The sequence below is a fragment of the Chroococcidiopsis sp. TS-821 genome (assembly GCF_002939305.1).
Classification (GTDB): Bacteria; Cyanobacteriota; Cyanobacteriia; order Cyanobacteriales; family Chroococcidiopsidaceae; genus Chroogloeocystis.
The window spans coordinates 116,519-134,362 of sequence record NZ_MVDI01000007.1 but is presented as its reverse complement, the minus strand read 5'-3'; the positions used below and the strand labels follow the sequence as shown (position 1 = coordinate 134,362).

12 protein-coding genes are annotated in these 17,844 nt (G+C 43.6%); 4 read left to right on the top strand and 8 right to left on the bottom strand.

Annotated features, from left to right (window positions below; all coding sequences use genetic code 11):
- Positions 1-531 precede the first annotated feature (531 nt).
- From B1A85_RS17220 to B1A85_RS17210, 3 genes are all read left to right on the top strand, one after another.
- Positions 532-1,599 (top strand): WD40 repeat domain-containing protein, encoded by a 1,068-nt coding sequence (locus tag B1A85_RS17220; protein WP_104547973.1) that lies wholly within the window; start codon positions 532-534, stop codon positions 1,597-1,599.
- A 102-nt stretch (positions 1,600-1,701) separates the two neighbouring features.
- Positions 1,702-3,321, top strand: a complete 1,620-nt coding sequence (locus B1A85_RS17215) for a malectin domain-containing carbohydrate-binding protein (protein ID WP_104547972.1) — start codon at positions 1,702-1,704, stop codon at positions 3,319-3,321.
- Between the two features lie 20 nt (positions 3,322-3,341).
- Entirely contained in the window at positions 3,342-4,052 is a 711-nt protein-coding gene (locus B1A85_RS17210) for a M15 family metallopeptidase (RefSeq protein ID WP_104547971.1), read from the top strand.
- 685 nt (positions 4,053-4,737) lie between these two features.
- Here B1A85_RS17210 and B1A85_RS17205 read toward each other — a convergent pair.
- The 5 genes from B1A85_RS17205 to B1A85_RS17185 all read right to left on the bottom strand — a co-directional run bounded on the left by B1A85_RS17205 (position 4,738) and on the right by B1A85_RS17185 (position 9,461).
- The gene (locus tag B1A85_RS17205) at positions 4,738-5,589 is read right to left on the bottom strand and encodes a DUF72 domain-containing protein (protein WP_104547970.1); all 852 of its coding nucleotides are present in this window, start codon (positions 5,587-5,589) and stop codon (positions 4,738-4,740) included.
- A gap of 45 nt (positions 5,590-5,634) precedes the next feature.
- Positions 5,635-6,876, bottom strand: a complete 1,242-nt coding sequence (locus B1A85_RS17200) for an FAD-dependent hydroxylase (protein WP_104547969.1) — start codon at positions 6,874-6,876, stop codon at positions 5,635-5,637.
- 73 nt (positions 6,877-6,949) lie between these two features.
- Positions 6,950-7,702, bottom strand: a complete 753-nt coding sequence (locus tag B1A85_RS17195) for a YebC/PmpR family DNA-binding transcriptional regulator (RefSeq protein ID WP_104547968.1) — start codon at positions 7,700-7,702, stop codon at positions 6,950-6,952.
- Positions 7,703-7,777: 75 nt separating this feature from the next.
- Complete coding sequence (locus tag B1A85_RS17190) at positions 7,778-8,611, bottom strand: carbohydrate ABC transporter permease (protein WP_104547967.1); 834 nt, start codon at positions 8,609-8,611, stop codon at positions 7,778-7,780.
- Between the two features lie 10 nt (positions 8,612-8,621).
- On the bottom strand, positions 8,622-9,461 hold the full coding sequence (locus tag B1A85_RS17185) for a carbohydrate ABC transporter permease (protein WP_246841456.1): 840 nt from the start codon (positions 9,459-9,461) through the stop codon (positions 8,622-8,624).
- Between the two features lie 336 nt (positions 9,462-9,797).
- On the opposite strand from B1A85_RS17185, the gene B1A85_RS17180 reads away from it, so the two are divergent.
- On the top strand, positions 9,798-10,979 hold the full coding sequence (locus tag B1A85_RS17180; RefSeq protein ID WP_104547965.1) for an HhoA/HhoB/HtrA family serine endopeptidase: 1,182 nt from the start codon (positions 9,798-9,800) through the stop codon (positions 10,977-10,979).
- 261 nt (positions 10,980-11,240) lie between these two features.
- On the opposite strand, the gene bcsA is transcribed toward B1A85_RS17180, so the two are convergent.
- Genes bcsA through B1A85_RS17165 form a run of 3 tightly spaced genes read right to left on the bottom strand, consistent with a single transcriptional unit; the run spans position 11,241 to position 17,685 of the window.
- A complete protein-coding gene (bcsA, locus tag B1A85_RS17175; RefSeq protein ID WP_104547964.1) occupies positions 11,241-13,787 on the bottom strand; it encodes a UDP-forming cellulose synthase catalytic subunit in 2,547 nt (848 codons plus the stop codon).
- Positions 13,788-13,791: 4 nt separating this feature from the next.
- Entirely contained in the window at positions 13,792-16,365 is a 2,574-nt protein-coding gene (locus B1A85_RS17170) for a cellulose biosynthesis cyclic di-GMP-binding regulatory protein BcsB (RefSeq protein ID WP_104547963.1), read from the bottom strand.
- A 24-nt stretch (positions 16,366-16,389) separates the two neighbouring features.
- Entirely contained in the window at positions 16,390-17,685 is a 1,296-nt protein-coding gene (locus tag B1A85_RS17165; RefSeq protein ID WP_104547962.1) for a glycosyl hydrolase family 8, read from the bottom strand.
- Positions 17,686-17,844: the final 159 nt, after the last annotated feature.

Genomic DNA, 17,844 nt, shown 5'->3' with positions numbered 1-17,844 from the left:
TGCTAATGAGCGCAGATGATGCGGTGAAAAATGCCAAGAATTGTCGCAGTGTTTCTTTTTGTAAAGGTCGGGAACAAAAATGCATTTAGCAGCTTCTACACGTCTCATTGGCTCTCTCAATTCAACAATCCACAACACCTAAATTCGTTAGGTGAGGCAAAAAACATCTGCAAAATCTTTAATTACTCGCGTCCACCGCTATTTGTCAACATCGCTAGTTTTGTATAGAGCTTTTCAGAATTTGCTGATTTTATTTAAGAGATGTAAGTTTCCATAATGATTCTGACATAAAATGACAATATTTTCTGCTGAATTTGCTAAGAATTAGTCAATATATTTGTCTTCAATATACAAATTGAGGAAGAAAATACGACAAACTAGGCAGTATGACAGTAGATTCTTGATTTAAAATAGCTGGCACAAGGAAAGACAATTTTGCTCTTGAGAAGGTTGTAGACCTTACCAACAAGTAGCCAAAAGCCTCAATCGGCTGATGAAGTTCGTTGTGAAATCACCTGAAAAGATAGCTTTATGCGCTCGCGAAAAATTGTGTTTACCGCGCTTCCATTATTAACTTTTGGCGTCATGCCCTTAGCAGCGATGCCGCAATCTATAGTACAAGTAACACCACATGCCGTTAGTTCAAAATCATTACAAACCGAACTGCTGCAAGCCGCAGCGAATGCGTGGCGCGGTAAATTATCAGTAGATACAATTAGCGGCGGTCACGCACGGGCAATCTATACAGTAGGATTTAGCCCGAATGGACAAGTTCTAGCAAGTGGAAGTGGCGATCGCACCGTAAAAGTGTGGGACTTGGGTGCAAAAAAGCTGCTACACACTTTATCAGGACACAAAGACTGGATTAGTTCAGTCGCGTTTACTCCAGATAGTCAGATAATAGCCAGCGCCAGTGGGGACAAAACAATTAAACTGTGGGACCTCAAAACGGGCAAAAACATCCGCACGTTAACAGGGCACAAAGATTGGGTGAGTTCGATCGCATTTAGCCCCAACGGCGAGATTTTAGTGAGTGGAAGTGGCGATCGCACAATCAAAATCTGGCACGCGCGCACAGGACAACTTTTACGTACAATTGCGGATCAAGGAGGCGTAGCGGCGATCGCGATTAGTCCCAACGGACAAATGATTGCGAGTGGTACTTATCGCCAAAGAGCCAACATTTGGGATATGCGAACAGGTAAGTTACTGCACTCGCTAGCAGGACATGCACGACCAGTATACACTGTTGCCTTTAGCCCTGATAGCAAAACGCTCGCAAGTGGTAGTAATATTGGAGAAGTCAAGCTTTGGAATACGAGCAACGGCGAACTCCGCCGCACGATCGCCGCACACAAAAAAGAAGTCACAGCAATTAGTTTTAGCAGCGATGGCGAAACCTTTGCAACTGCTAGTGAAGACCGAGTGATTCGACTGTGGAATATCAAAAATGGAGAAGTTGTCCGCAATCTTGCAGATCATTCTCAAGGAATTACGTGCGTCGCCTTTAGTCACAACGGTTTAAATTTTGCAACTGGGAGCAAAGATCGAACAATCAAGATTTGGCGGGTTTCTCCCCATTCTGTACCTGTTAGTTAAGGTAGATGATATTTGTGACGTCTTGTGCAGAAAAACATGGTAAAGATTTTATATAGCTCGTCAGTACAATTTTTTACCTCTATATAACCTCTCAGGTCGGCAATGGCGATCAACTATCAATTGGATACTTTAGCTAGTGGGTCTGTTACTCCAAACAACCACACTAGTACGCTGCATAACAACTTCAATCACACGCAAACAGATTTAAGCACGCTGTCTCCTCTACAGCAGCATTCTGCAATACAAGCAGCAGTCAGTGGTCCAGAAATTGATATTCAAAACCTCGATAACGTACCATACAGCGATCGCCTTGTCTTCAGTCGTATTGGTAGTCTGAATAACCCGCCTGACAACGGAGTTCATGACACGGTTACGCTGCGAACTAAAAACTTAGGAACTAGCCCGCTTAGAATCACCGGCTTGCCTATTACAGGTCCGTGGGAATTGCTCAACAATATCAAAGTTCCTGTAACAATCGTCCCTGGAGGACAGCTTGATTTACGCATCCGCTTTAAAGCAACGAGTGGTAGCATTCATAATGGTACTTTAACGATCAAATCCAACGATGCCGACGAGGCGAGCAAAGTCGTTCAGCTTTCCGGCTTCTGGCAATCGGTATCCGAAGGTAATCAAGAACCCAGTTTAAACGAAATTCTCCAAGTTTTCGGCTATCAAACAAAAGTTACCGGTCCTGGACAAAAACTCAATCAAAATGGTTTAGTGCAAGCCGTCGGTGACGAAGTACTTTCAGCTTACTGGCAAAAGGCAAATCCGTCGCAACCAGTGAGCGTAAAACAATTAGCTGCCTACCACATGCAAGGAAAAACTGCAACAATTTTCTGGCATAGCAAAGGTAGCAACGCCACTAAAGTCGTTTTTACTCATGCAGGAATTGACGGACAAACGCTACTCCCGCGCAAACAAAATTTATCGCAACTTGCACAAGGTTCGTTTAATCCAAATGGAACTTTCGGCTTTAAAATCGATCAAGAGTGGAGCGATCCAACAAAAAATAATCAATTAATCGACCAACAAAAAGGTAGTCCAGGACCAAGTGGACATCACGTTCGCTTTTGGACAGCGAGAAATCGTCAAGGGCAAATTATCCCCAACACTTGGATTCTAGCAATGGACTATTCTGGAATCAACTATGACTATCAGGATAATGTCTATTTAATAAGTAACATCAAGCCAGAAACGCGCTCTACACTCTATCGCATAAATGTAGGTAGTAACGTTTCTTACACCGATAATACGGGTAAAGTCTGGACTTCTGATTCTGGTAAAGGCTGGTTCTCGCCAGCAAACGCACAAGCAGAAAATGCAGGTAACGTTGCGATCGCCAACACAACGAATGATAAACTTTACCAAACTTATCGTGGAAAAATTACAAACACAACTCCTCTAGCATCGCGGATTGTCAACTTTAACCTGCCAATTAACATTTCAGGAAATCTCGAAGTGCGATTGCATTTTGCTGAAACGTATTGGGGTGCGCCTGGTAAAGGTCCTGGCGGCGTTGGTAGACGCGTCTTTGACGTTTTAGCTGAGGGTAAGCTTGTGATGAATAACTACGACATCACAAAAGCGGCTGGTGGTGCTTTAAACGCAACGATGGTATCAATTAGAGGCGTACAAGTTACTGATGGTAAGCTCAACTTAACTTTTAAGGCGGAGAAAGACTTTCCTTTAATTTCTGCCATTGAAGTGTTACGAGGTTAACAGGGAATTACTTACCGATTATGGAGAAGCCCTATCAGCAAGTTCCCATTCTAGAGTGTCACGAACCCCTCGTTTTGATTCCTCTAGAAAAGTTGGCGGTGGTTTCTCCGCATCCTTATCAGCAATTGGGTGCAGTTTATGGCGATCGCTCGCCGTATTATTTACGTCAAGGTGTCGTATCAGCTTTACTCGCCGCGCAAACTCAACTGCAAAAACAGTATCCTGCGTGGCGGTTACTCATTTTTGATGCCTATCGCCCTGTAGCTGTGCAGCAATTTATGGTAGATTACACGTTTGAGCAAGTTGTGCGCGCTGCCGAGTTGCAAGTTGATAATTTATCTGCAACTCAGCGTCAGGAAATTTGGCAACAAGTTTATCAGCTTTGGGCAGTACCGAGTTTAGACGATCGCTACCCGCCACCACATAGTACAGGGGCTGCTGTCGATCTAACACTCATCAATGATACTGGCGAGACGGTTGATATGGGTTCTGCGATTGATGAATTATCGCCGCGATCGCATCCCGATTACTATACCAATAGCACTGATGCTGAAGCACAAAAATACCACTTCCACCGCCAGGTATTGTTTGAGGCAATGCATTCGGCTGGGTTTCAGCGTCATCCTAGTGAATGGTGGCATTTTTCCCTAGGAGATCAATTGTGGGCGTATTTAACTAATCAAGCTAATCCACATAATTCTGTGGTTGCGCGTTACGGTCGTGTTAGTTGAAAAGCTATGAGTGAAATTTAATGAACCACAAAAGACACAAAGAGAAGGTATAAAAAGAGATTTTTCAAAACAAATTTTATTCCTCAAAACATTTGCACCCTACTACTAAAAACTCATATATTTGTTGTCACTAGTTTGGTGCAGAATCCATTTCACTGCGATAATTAGAAGTCTGTTCGAGTTTTTTTATAATTGCTTTGAGGTGACGAAAATCGCTTCTTTAGTACTTCCTGATGCTACTGTTCCTGTCTTTAAATATAAAGCAATATAAGAATTTTTAGTTCTTTTGAGGTAACTGTATAAAGATTAATCATACTTTGATATGAAGCTCGTTTTCTTCTAAAAAACTAGAGTAATATTATGCTCGCAAGAACCTCTCCTAAACTTTCCTCTGTGTTTTCCGTGCTTCTATGCTTTATTCTTAACGCTATCATCCAAAAAAACTAATTTTATAGACGTCTACAACAATTTATGAGTCAAGAGACTAAACTGGCAAGCTTACGCTGATAACGAACGCGGTCTTTACGATGTCGTAAAAATTATTCGCTAATTTTTTAGCCTAGCAGTTAAAACCGCAGCTACACAAATAAAACCTGTCTTTATAGGTTTTGATCGCTCTGATTTTCGCATTAGTCCGCGGAGGTGGACTTAGTTTTTGAGCTGCGAATTTATTCGCCAAGCTTATCTAAAACAAACTAAGCTGCGTAGGCGATTCCCCAATACTATCCCAAGGAAGCGGCAAAACTGTAACACCGTGTTTTTCTAACATATGATAAAAGTAACGTGCCGTACCAGGCGATCGCGCTTCTTGCGGACAATGTACAAAAAAATACACGCGCGTACCTTGACGTAACCACGCATCAACCACACTTACCCACTCTTGCAAAAAGCTTTGATTCAAATCGCGCTGCGGATGACTAATAAAACGAATCAAACTAAAAGGTGCGGTTACGCTCAATTGCAAGGGTAACTGCGGTTTGCGACGTTCCGAAAGAATCTGCACATCTTCCGGCGTATCGTAAATCGGACGCGAATCGAGCAAAACTCGCCCAATTCCCAACTCTTCTAATATACTGTTCAGTCGACTCCTATAAGGTTCCGTAAACCAGTCAGGATGGCGCACTTCCAACGCCAATTCCGCATCTTCCTGCACCCAAGCACCGAGAAACGCCCTCAAATCTTCCAAAAACTCAGGTCCATAGCGCGGTGGTAACTGTGCAAAAATTGGTCCTAAGCGACTTCCTAATCCCCGCACCTGTTCCAAAAAACTCAACGCGCCAGAAATTGAAGGTTTTAACAATCCCTGATGCGTTAACTCTCGCGGTAATTTCAAACAAAACTCAAACCCTGACGGCGTATCCGCAGCCCACCGCGCTACCGTCTCTCGATCAGGTGTCGCATAAAAAGTCGTATTTCCCTCCACCGTTGTCAACCGCCGACTATAAAGCTGCAAAAACTCACTCGCTCGACTCCCCGACGGATAAAAATTACCAACCCATCCCTTATACGACCACACCGCACACCCAATCCGAAACATACTAATTTGTAATTCCTAATTGTCTATGTCTCTTGTGCTTCTTCTTTACCTCTGCGCTAACTCTGGTATCCGTCCTCGCAAACCAATCATCAACTGTAACGCATAAACTCTAAACATTGGAATCCGTCGTAACATCCACAAACCAATCCGGCGAATCGCCACCAACGGCAACCAATTGTTAGAAAACATCCGATCTAACAAATCAGTAAAACCCAAAATTGTTAAATTTTCCCGCTTGCGCCAACGTTCGTATTGCTGTAGTATCTGAATACTACCGATATCCTGGCTATTCTCATGCGCATTTCGCAACACCTGCGCTAAAGCTGCTGCATCGCGTACGCCTAAGTTTAACCCTTGACCACCCACCGGATGACAACAGTGCGCTGCATCACCAATCAAAGCAAGGCGCGGTAAGACATAGCGATCGCTCTGCATTAACTGCACTGGAAAAATAAAGCGATCGCCTTCTAGTTCGAGTTTCCCCATTTGATCGCCATAGCGACGCTGTAACTCTTGCAAAAACCGCGCGTCATCCAACGCGAGTAAAGCCTTTGCTTCTTCATGCGGTGCTGTCCATACGATCCGACAGCGATTCCCTGGTAAAGGTAAAATCGCAAAGGGACCGCTCGACCAAAATCGCTCGTAAGCGGTATCATTATGAGACTTTTCTGGTTTCACAAAGGCGACAATACAAGATTGCCAGTATTGCCAACCACGAGTTTTGATACCGGCGGCGGTACGAATACGCGATCGCGCTCCATCGGCAGCAACAAGTAATCGCGTGCGGATTGTTTGCAGTTTTCCCTCAATGGCAACTGAAATCTCGACGAAATCTGGTTTATATTCTGTCTCAACAACTTCTACCGGACACAAATAAGTGACGTTAGCGCATTCCTGCAGGAATTCTTGCAAAGGTGCTAGCAGCGCTTGGTGTTCCGCGACATAACCGATGACATCTGTGCCTAAATCTGTTGTTTGAAATTCAACGACCCCAGGGTAATCTGCATCAGATAGCCGCACTCGGCGATAATGTGCAATGTTGGGTAACATCTTATCCCACACGCCAATTCCCTGGAAAATTCGTGCTGCAAGTTGGTGAACTGCGTAAGCTTGTCCTTTCGCCGCTGCGACAGAATGCTGTTTAGCTTCAATCACTGCAACGCGCAATCCAGAGTCTTTCAACGCACACGCCAGCGTCAGTCCAACAATACCACCACCGACGATCGCCAAGTCATAGTCACAGTCCAACTGAGGACAAATTGCTTGTTCCAACTGCTCCAGCACCATTGTATAACTAGCTAAAACATCGTTTATTCTTAATTGTTACGCGATCGAGCTTTGGGAATCAAGGTATATTTGCTTAAACACTCAACGCCATTAATTCATCAGCCATTTCAAAGTTAGCCGTAACGTTTTGTACGTCATCGAGAGATTCCAGCGTATCAATTAACTTCAGTAGCGATCGCGCTTGTTCCGAGTCACTCACTTCGACACTATTACTAGGAATCCAGCGCAACTCCACATCACTGACAACAAAACCTTCATTTTTCAAATATTGACTGAGGTTTTCCAAATTACCTACATCTGTAAATACTTCAGCCGTACCATCTGCAAGTTCATACGAGTCAGCACCACCTTCTAATGATGCTTCTAACAGCTTTTCTTCATCAACCGCACCAGAAAGTATGACGACTCCTTTTTGGGCAAACATCCAACTAACACAACCCGTTTCACCGAGATTACCACCATTTTTACTAAACGCGGCTCTCAAATCAGCAGCAGTACGATTGCGGTTATCGGTTAAGGCTTCAATCAAAATTGCGACACCGCCCGGTCCATAGCCTTCGTAGCGAATTTCCTCAAGCTGCGCCGAGTCGTCTGCGTAAGTACCTGCACCTTTAGCGATCGCGCGTTCAATATTTTCATTCGGTATCCCAGCTGCTTTTGCTTTCTCAATCGCTGTTCGTAGCTGAAAATTACCCGCCGGATCGGGTACGCCATTTCTTGCTGCTACAATAATTGCCCGCGATAATTGCGTAAAAGTCTTTCCTTTAACTGCATCTACACGCGCCTTTTGGCGCTTAATATTTGCCCATTTACTATGTCCTGCCATAACGAAAAAAAATCTTCACAACCTAGTTTCAGTTTAAACATTGACAGCTAATTTGTGACAATGTAGGGCTAGTCTTTACCCTTTACCGCCTGTAAACGTAACTCCGCGAATAAAATACCGATTAAAAAAGGCATAAATCAACAAAGCTGGTAAAGTAAACATCATTGATGCTGCCATAATATAGTTCCAATAGCTGATATATTGTCCTTTAAATGTATTTAATCCTAATGGTAGAGTAAACATTTCACTGTCTGATAAAATCAGTAAGGGAGTTAAAAAATTATTCCAAGAGCCCATAAAAATAAAAATTGCTTGTGCTGCTAAAGCTGGTTTGGCTAACGGCAACACAATTTGAAAGAAAGTTTCTAAATACCCTAGTCCATCCAGCGCTGCTGCTTCTTCTAATTCCTTAGGGAAGTTAATAAAAAACTGTCGCATCATAAAAATAAAAGTTGCATTAACAAGACTAGGAACAATAAGTCCTTGATAAGAATTCAGCCAGCCTAAAGACTTCAAAATTAAAAAAGTAGGAATCAAAGTTACTTGTCCAGGAACCATCAAAACTGCTAATATCAAAAAAAAGAATAGTTGATTTCCAGGAAAATGAAGTCGAGCCAAAGCATAGCCCGCCATTGAGTTAAAGATTAAGTTACCTAAGGTTACACATACAGCAACAAACACGCTATTAAATAACCATCTACCAAATAACGGTTCTTGGACAAAAATCTGCTGGTAGTTTTCTAGCGTAAACTGTTGCGGAATAAAACCATCTGTACCTGATACAATTTCTGATAGAGGTTTAAATGAAGCAGATAACGCCCAAGCAAAAGGTATAAAAGTCAAAATCGCATACAAAATTAAGATGATATATAAAATAGGTGCAAGTAAAGTAGTTTTTTTAAGCAACATAAATCCTTGTTCAATTAAACTTATCTTCTTTAATCCACAATCGCTGAAGCAAAGTTGCAATCATAATTGCAAGTGCTAACATGAGAGCAAGCGCGGCTGCATAACCCATATCAAGATTTTTAAAAGCATATTGATAAATTAATAATACAACTGTCAAAGTAGAGTTATTAGGACCTCCTGAACCTCGCGAAAAAATATAAGATTGATCGAATAATTGAAAGGTTCCAATTATTCCCATAACAATAACAAAAAAAGTGACAGGCTGTAGAAAAGGTAAAGTAATATAGATAAACTTATCCCAGGCACTTGCGCCATCTAACGTTGCTGCTTCGTAGAGCGTTTCTGGAATATCTTGCATAGCTGCTAAATAAATTACCATAAAAAGCGGCGCAGTTGCCCAAATATTCATAAGCATAATCGCTTTGAGTGCAACACTCGGATCGCCTAGCCAGTTGTACGTAGGTAAACCTAAAAAAGCAAGAAAGCGATTGAGTAACCCATTAGAGTTACAAATCCACATAAAAATCAATGTTAAAACAGCAGATGAAGTAACTGTTGGTAAAAAAAATAGTACTCTAAAAAAGTTTCTTCCTTTAATTTGTGTATTGAGAACCAAGGCTAAACTTAACGCGAGTAAAGTTTGTGTTGGAACAACGATTGTTACATACTCTACTGTATTTCTTAAAGCAATTTTGACACGTTCGTCGCTAAACATTCGCCAAAAGTTACGCAAACCTCTAAAGGTATAACTAACATCTCCCAATGGTTGAACTCGATAAAACGCCAAAACAACTGCTAAACAGATTGGTAAAAGTAAGAAAACTCCCATAATTAAGAAAGTGGGAGTCATAAATATATAGCCATTAATAGTTTCATCATCAATATGTATAGGAGGCTTTTTTTTTGAGAAGACATTCATAGGATAGAAAATTAAGACAATTTTTTGAGAACCGAGTGACTCAAATAAACTCAGTGAGTTTTGAGTGAAGAGAAGAAAAACTACCAAAAAGTGGGAAGAATAGTCGTTATAGTCTGATGTTTGAATTTCTCAACTCCAGGTTTAAAGCCGTACAATTATTGAGGAGGATGATAAATCAAAAACAGTCAAACGTTACAATGGCTCAAACTTAGGTCAAAATCAAAACAGAGTAGTCTTACATAAAAAGCTGGTGGAAACTATACAGGTATGCATGTGAAATCATGGTTGATGCGCCTTCGTACTTACATATTAGCGATCGCACTAGGAGTTATTTTGACATTTAGCACTTTGCGAGTGTTACCGTGTCAAGCAGCACCCATTGCTGAAAATAACACTAGCATTGCGCAAGCTAAAGCTCCAATAACCGCAAATAGCTTTGTTACTGCCGCAGTCAATCGCGTTGGACCTGCTGTAGTACGCATTGATACCGAGCGTACAGTAACGCGTCGGGTTCCGGAACCATTTCTCGAAGATCCGTTCTTCCGCCGTTTCTTTGGCGACGGTTTTTCGCAACAAATGCCCCCAGAAACCTTACGCGGACTTGGTTCTGGTGTAATCATCGATCCTAGCGGTGAGATTCTTACCAACGCCCACGTCGTCAACCAAGCGGATCGAGTCACAGTACAACTCAAAGACGGACGTACTTTCGAAGGCACTGTACAAGGAATTGATGAAGTAACTGATTTGGCTGTAGTTAAAATTGATGCTGGTGGAGATGTTCCTGTTGCACCGTTAGGTGATTCTAGCACGGTACAAGTAGGCGATTGGGCGATCGCTGTTGGCAATCCCTTAGGATTAGATAATACCGTTACCCTCGGAATTGTCAGCACGTTGAAACGTTCGAGTCGCGAAGTGGGTATTCTCGATAAACGCCTAGAATTTATTCAAACCGACGCAGCCATTAATCCTGGTAACTCTGGAGGACCATTATTAAACGATCGCGGCGAGGTCATCGGAATTAATACTGCAATTCGCGCAGATGCGACAGGAATTGGTTTTGCAATTCCAATTAATAAAGCCAAAGCAATTAAAGATCGGCTTATGCGCGGAGAGAAAATCGCGCATCCTTATTTAGGCGTGCAAATGGTAACGCTTACTCCACAGCTAGCAAAACAAAATAACAGCGATCCGAATTCCCCAATTGACGTACCAGAAATTAACGGCGTACTTGTCGTGCGAGTCATCCCCAACTCTCCCGCCGCAGCTGGAGGAATACGTCGCGGAGATGTTATTGTGCAAGTTGACCGTCAACCTGTGTCTACAGCCGAGCAACTACAAAATATCGTAGATAGTAGTGAAGTCGGTCAAACCTTACAGATCAAAGTTCAGCGCGGTAGACAAACGCAACAACTATCAGTCCGCACTGGCGAACTAGAAAACAATTACTAATTGTAAAAGGGACTTACCTATAGCGTAAGTCCTACCACATTATGAAACTCCCGCATAAATCCAATCTTCAATACCCTGATACTTCCAGTTTTCGTTAATACAGTGTAGTGAGAGGACACGTAAGGTTTCTAAACCACTAAAAAACTCAAAGTCCCCCAGCATGGGGGATTTCTGGTAAATACAGGTACTGGAGTTTAACGCCAGTGTATTGTTCACTTCCCTAACTAGAATTTTACCCTGACCTACTGACCTCTGCTATACCTACAAAGTAAGTAACAATTCCTTAATCTTCTCGCCTTGTTTTTGTTTAAACTGCTCAGGGAACTGTAACTCGATTGTCAGTGATGAGTCAGACTCGCTATCGTTAGGACAAATTTCTACATGCGCAATTTGAGCTAACAAACGGTTTGCACTATTGTGATTATCAACAAGTAAACCCACAAGTGGCTTTTCTTGCTTCATTTTTAGAATGTCCTGCTTTTGTAGCTGCTTTCCAGAAGATGTAGCATTGCGATCTAGCTCAAGCCTCAAACTACTCGCGCCGATTTCAGTTGCTTCTCCCGAATAAAATTGTCCTTCCCAGTAAATTTGTGCTGTCGTTTGAACGCGTTTGCGTACTTGTTTAACGCTACGCTCTGGCTTAAAGTCTCGAAACGAGCGTGTCAAGCTTGTAGCCAGAAACTTAAATGACTGAAACGGCTGATCGACAATTTCGCGCTTTTGCCCATACCACTCTTTCACATCCGAGTAGAGAACTAACACTAAATTATCTAACTGCGCGCGAGTCGGATTGATGAAATCAACGACGACATGAATTTGAGTATCATTAATCGGCGTCCAGCGGACAATTCTACCATTGAGAAATGCTCGCGCTCCGTAATCGCCAATAATTTCGACCTCAACTTCATCAGGTAAGTTAGCCCAAGAATCGAGTGCAATCAGCGCGCCAGTTTCTGAAACATTGACTGTAATTCCTGGAACGCTTTGATTTGCGCTATAAATTACCACACCAAGATGGCGCTGCAAGCGGTGTGCTGAACGTAACTGCGGCTGTTCAAAAGCAACAAGGCAAGCAGCTACTAATAATATCAAGTTAAAAACGCACCACAGCGCGTTAACTAAAACCGCCTCGCTATCTTCTGGACGCAGCAACAACCAGAAAGGAACCGCCAGCAGCGACGCCACAACTAGCGCAGTCACAATCAACAATGGACGAACCGATTGCCAATCGAAAGTGCGCTTATTGACAGTTTGCCCTTTATCCGTAACGTTGAAAGAACCAAGTTTCGGGTTAAGTAGTGCTAAAAACGTGACAATTCCCGCTTGGTACGCCATGACAAACTCAAAAATTTCGTTCCAGAATGAAAAGCGGACGTGTTTATAAGTTATGTGGTTCGTGTTTAAAGCTAAAAGGATATGGGGTAAAGCGTACGCGAGGGTTTCTAAACCTAAACCGCGAATTGGGTTAATGCTGAACAGTAAAAATAGCGTAGGCGCGATCGCATACATCAATCGCGGAAACCCGTAGAAAAAGTGCGATGTTGCCGAAAAATAACAAATTCGTTGCGGTAACGTTAGCTTCAACTTTGGGTTGAACATCGGGTTTTCAATTCGCAAGATCTGCGCCATTCCTCGCGCCCAACGTACTTGTTGTCCAACATACGCCGAAAACTTCTCTGGCGCTAAGCCCGCAACCATAATCTTGTCGTAGTAAACCGTTTCGTACCCCAAAGAATGCAAGCGCAATGATGTGTGACAATCTTCAGTAACAGTTTCTACCGCAATGCCACCAATTTGCATGACGTGTTCTTTGCGAATTACCGCTGCCGAACCGCAGAAAAACGCAGCATTCCAGAAATCGTTACCCTTTTGCAATACCTTGTAAAACAGTTCATTACCTACCGGAACTTTGCCTCCCGTCAACAAGTTCCGTTCAAACGGATCGGGGTTATAAAACCAGTGCGGTGTTTGTACCAAAGAAACTTTCGGATTGTAAAAGAAGCCCACCGTGTTTTGCAGAATATCCCGCGTCGGAATGTGGTCGCAGTCCAAAATCAACACCAAATCGCCCTGAGTACGGCGAAACGCAGTATTAATGTTTCCTGCTTTTGCATGATCGTTGTTTTCGCGCGTTAGCAGCGTACAACCAATTTCATCGCACATCTGGCGTAACTCGGCTCTGCGTTCAGGGAATTTACGACCGTCATCGAGAATATAAACGCGTTTTTTATCTGCTGGATAGTCTGTCGCTAATGCCCCAAGCGCAGTTTTACGAACAATTTCTATACTTTCGTTGTAAGTAGGAATATAAATATCAACTGTAAACCACTGCTCTTGAGGAATTGTCTTCAAATCTACAGGTTTGCGATCTTTAATCTTCAGCGTTTGAAAATAAGCAAGGATAAGCGTAAAAACCGCGTACAACTCGGCTCCATAAAGTAGTATGCAACTAATGCCATTAATCCAGTTGTTAAAGTTGAGCGTATAAGAAGTACGGTAGTAAAGATAGCGTAGCGTTGTTACTAAACTGAGCCACACCATGAATAAGTGCAAATATTCACTGCGCGATTTTGAGGGATTGTTTTGCTCGGCACGCACGACAATTTGACCGATCGCAATCAAAAATACCGTCACAACACCTTGCTGCCAAACTTGGAGTGGCGTTGTAATCAACGGTACTGATAGCAGCAACAGCGGTAAAATTAGCCACTTGAGATGGCGGATTTCTAATTTTTCCAGCGCGCGATCGAAACGTTGCGGCAGACCTTCAACCAGCCAATTTGTGAGTGAAATACTAAATAAAGCCATAGCTCTACTGTTTATCCTCCACCGTAATCCGCTTGAGATACGCTTGCGTGATGCCATAAAGCACAACTGCAATACCCAAAATTCCTAAGGGCAATAAGTACCAATGTTCTTGTAGGAAACGCGATGCCTTGCTTAACAAACTTGCGTTTTCAATGCGCCGCTGTGGCGAACTTTGAAGAAACTTGAGTTCGTAGCCTTCAGGATCGTACGCCGCAGGATCTTGCTGATTGCTCGAAATCAAAACGGTATCTTTTTGCAGTTGGAAAAACCAAGGATCTTTATCAAGAATCTGACGGACTCGTTCTAAGCCAGTTTCGGTTTGCGCGCTGAGTGCCAAAATAACGCGATCGCGATTCCAAGGTGAAATGATTGATTTAATCACTCCATCTTCATCGGGTAACGCTTGCACGGTAGCACCACCCCAAGCACGAGAAAAGACATCACTGAGGAAAAAGCCACCTGCTTGAAACACTTCTGGAAACGGAAACTGTTCGCGCGTACCAATTCCTACCAAATGATACTTGCCTTGGTCTTGGCTGGGAAAAGTCCCTGCGGTATAAACCTGCAACGCAACTGACTCGGCTTGACTTAACCGCCCCATGCGTTCGCTAAATTCCAGCATCGTGAGCAAATCAGTTTCTGAAGGCGTGTCAGGTAAAACAATTGCGGTACTCGAAAGATCTTGCGGTGCAGCAAAAGGATAACCGGCTTGCAAAAGTTTCAAGTCAGGGATTTGTACCGATGTTTCGCGATTGAGACGAAAGCTTGTATCTGCATGAACTGTACCAGAAAGTTGTTGATCGGCAACAATACCACTACACCTGTCCGGTGGTTCTTTCGAGTGCAAGCGGAAGGCAACTTGAATTTTCGATGTGGGTGTAATCAGATTTTCTGGTAAGTTAATGTTGAGTGCTTTTCTGACTTCTCCCTGCTCTGAAGTCAGACGTTCTCCACCAATAAACACGCCATCGAGTAAAACTTCTACCGCTGAAGTTCGTGGGTTAACTTGCGGACCGTAGCTATAACGTAAAGTCATCGAGTTACCGCGATTAAAGCGATCGCTCGGCAACGCGCGAAAGTCAAACTCAATTGGTGGCGCAGCAGAACCGCGAACCGTCACATCTTCAAACGGTTGGTTATTACTTGTTGGTAAATCTTTAAGTTCAAACGAATTTTGCTCAGGAAGATAACGCGGCCATTGACGCAACCCTGGTGTAGGTGCTTCCGTTAACTGCGAAACGATCATTCCCTGTCCGGTAGCAAGTTTACGTTGTTGCGACTGCACGAGTGCTTGCACCGCTTTTGTGACGCCATCAGCCCCATTCCCAGTTGCAACGAGAACAGGAACACCGCTATCTTTGGTCGTAGTGACCATCAAAACCCCCACATCTTCAGGAAGCGGATCTTGATTGCCATCAAGAACTTGATTGCCAGCGATCGCAAACGGTAAATCGAGGGTTCTTAACGCTGGTTGTTCTTCTGGCGTCCCAATAATGATTAATCGCTGTCCTGCAACATCATCGATACTTTCAACTAAACTCGTATCAATCGGGCGAAACTCGGCAAATCTCCCCAGAGATGTTTGAAAACGAGCCGCTGCTGTTAGCCACGTCTCGCTCATTTGTTGCGGTAGCAGATACGCAATTTGATTTGGCTCAAGACTGAGTTCGTCGAAGAAAGGATAAGGATAACGACTTAAGTTAATCGGAACGGGCTGCGGAGTATAGTTAAAGATTAATTTGGAGTCGGGTAAAATTTCCGTCCACAGTGTTTGGTCATTCGGTTCGCTACACGTTGCCGAATTATGCTGCTGCGCCACCATTGTTAACTCGTTGAAGTTTTGCAGCAAATTTGGTGGGATGTCAAACAGCACGCTGCCAATTTGCGATTGCTTGCGATTTAAGGGAACGCTACCGACACTCGTACCATTCACTCGTAGTGTTAAATTTGAGCGATTTGCAAACAACGCTGGTGAATGTTGAAAGCGAATTAAAGCTTTAACCGATTGCACCTGCCAACCACGCGGGCGAGTAAACCCCAGTCGTCCTTCAGAGTAAATACCTCGTAAACGAAAGCGGTTGCCGACAACTGGACTGCGGTTGAATTCCAAAACATATTGACTTGGAGGTGCAGTAGTTTGGGCAACAGAAGTCGGTGTTGTGGGATTAGATTTTGGTGCTTGACGCGGACGAGGAGTCGCAGGAGTTGCAGCGGGTGCAGGTGGTTGCGATCGCGTAACTTGTCGCGTAGGTGCTGGTGCTGGTCTCGTTGCACGAGGTGCAGGTGGTTGCGATCGCGGTTGTGCAGAGCGGGCGGGGGCTGGAGTAGCGCGTTGCGGTCGATACACAGGCGGTTTTGCCGGTGCTTTAGGCAACGCATATTCTTGAATTAACTGCTGTTCTGCTTGCCGCAGCGTGCTTTCGCTTTGCGCTTGCGTTAAAGTCGTTGTTGAAGCAAGAACGGCAGTACTACAGCCTAACACCACTAGCCAAAGAAGCCGTGGTGAGACATTGCTAGATGAGGGGAAGGTTTTTTTTGTTTTGGGGCGAGTCGGTCGATCGCGACGAAAGCTATGCATGAGCGGTGAGTATTAAGTGCGATATTATTTGGTAGGTTGTAAAAGTTGTGCGAACTCGGTAGGCGGAAGTAACCCTAATCCCGCCAAGTTTTGCGTGTAGTAAGCAGAATCCTGCTCCCAGATGCCACTTTGATACTGCGGTAAAAGTTTTTGTTGCAGAATCTCAGTTGCAATTGCTGGTTCAATTAAGCGAAAGGCAGCATAGAGCATGGCATACTGCGACGTTGCTTCGTAATTAACTAACGGATTTCCTTGCAAGTCGATTTTTGCGGGAATTCGCTTTGTGGAATGCCACGTTTGTTGCAGATGCTTGAGGTGATTTTGTAAAAATTGAGTTGCTCGTGGTTCTTGAAACCAAACTGCATCCCAAGCCAAACGCCACCAAACTCGATACGCATTGAAACTGTATTCGGTTCGCAAAGAATGCGATACAGGTAGTGCTTGATAGTCACCTGTTTGCGTATCTAGAATGACCCAATCACTCGGTAAATTAACTCGAGATAATTTGGCAGAATCCTCTAACACCTGGTAACTGCTATCAACAAGCGACAGCCAATCACGGGCAGGATCGACTTGCGCAAAAATCCGAAACGCGTAAGGTGCAAAGTAAGAAGGATTGAGAATGAGCAGGTGCGATCGCTCTTGAAAGGCGTCGGTAGGACCTGGGATGAGATAACGAGACCCTTGCGGAATGGCAACCGTAGACAAGTTCCATAAATCTTGCAGCTTGCTTTGTGCTAACTGTAGATAATCAGGACGTTGCCAACGGCGCGATGCAAAAATTAATGCCGTAATCGCATCAATATCGGCATCACTTGCAAAATTGCGATCGCTAATTCCCCAGTTTCCTTGCGCATCACGACCCCATTTCCATGCCCACAACTGATCCGTGCGTTTACCAGCAACCGTACGCTGGAGGTTGTTTTCACTCCAATTGAGCGTGCGAGCAAATGTCGTTGGATCGTCCGCAAACACCGCCCGCAACATGGCATAGGCTTGGGCTTCTGAGGTAGAGCGATCGCTATCTTCCCGATCAATTACCCGCCCATCAGCTTGAATAAATCTTTGCCGATAAGCATTCCAGCTTTCTTGCAGTAAATTGTCCAAGTCGATTTCTCTTGCAGGAGTTGCAACAGGTGATTGAGATGGCGTCGCTACTGGCGTGCTATGCAGTGGTAACTTGGATTGTTCTACTGATGAACCAGAAAAACAACCACTTACACTTAACCCGATGAAAGCAAAAATGACAGCAAGTGCAGAACTTAAAGGCAAAAAGCTCATATTTTGAATCTGACTTTTACCCTGAGCAAGTTGCTGCATCTTACTGAATACCTAAGATATAAATACAAAAGTTCGTAAATTATAAATTCTGCTTGATGTAGAATAGCGATCCGCGATAAAATTGCTGATTAATTAATAATCAATAAATAATAAAATTACAAACTTTCCTCCTTTGAAAAATTTCATAGCACGTTTCAA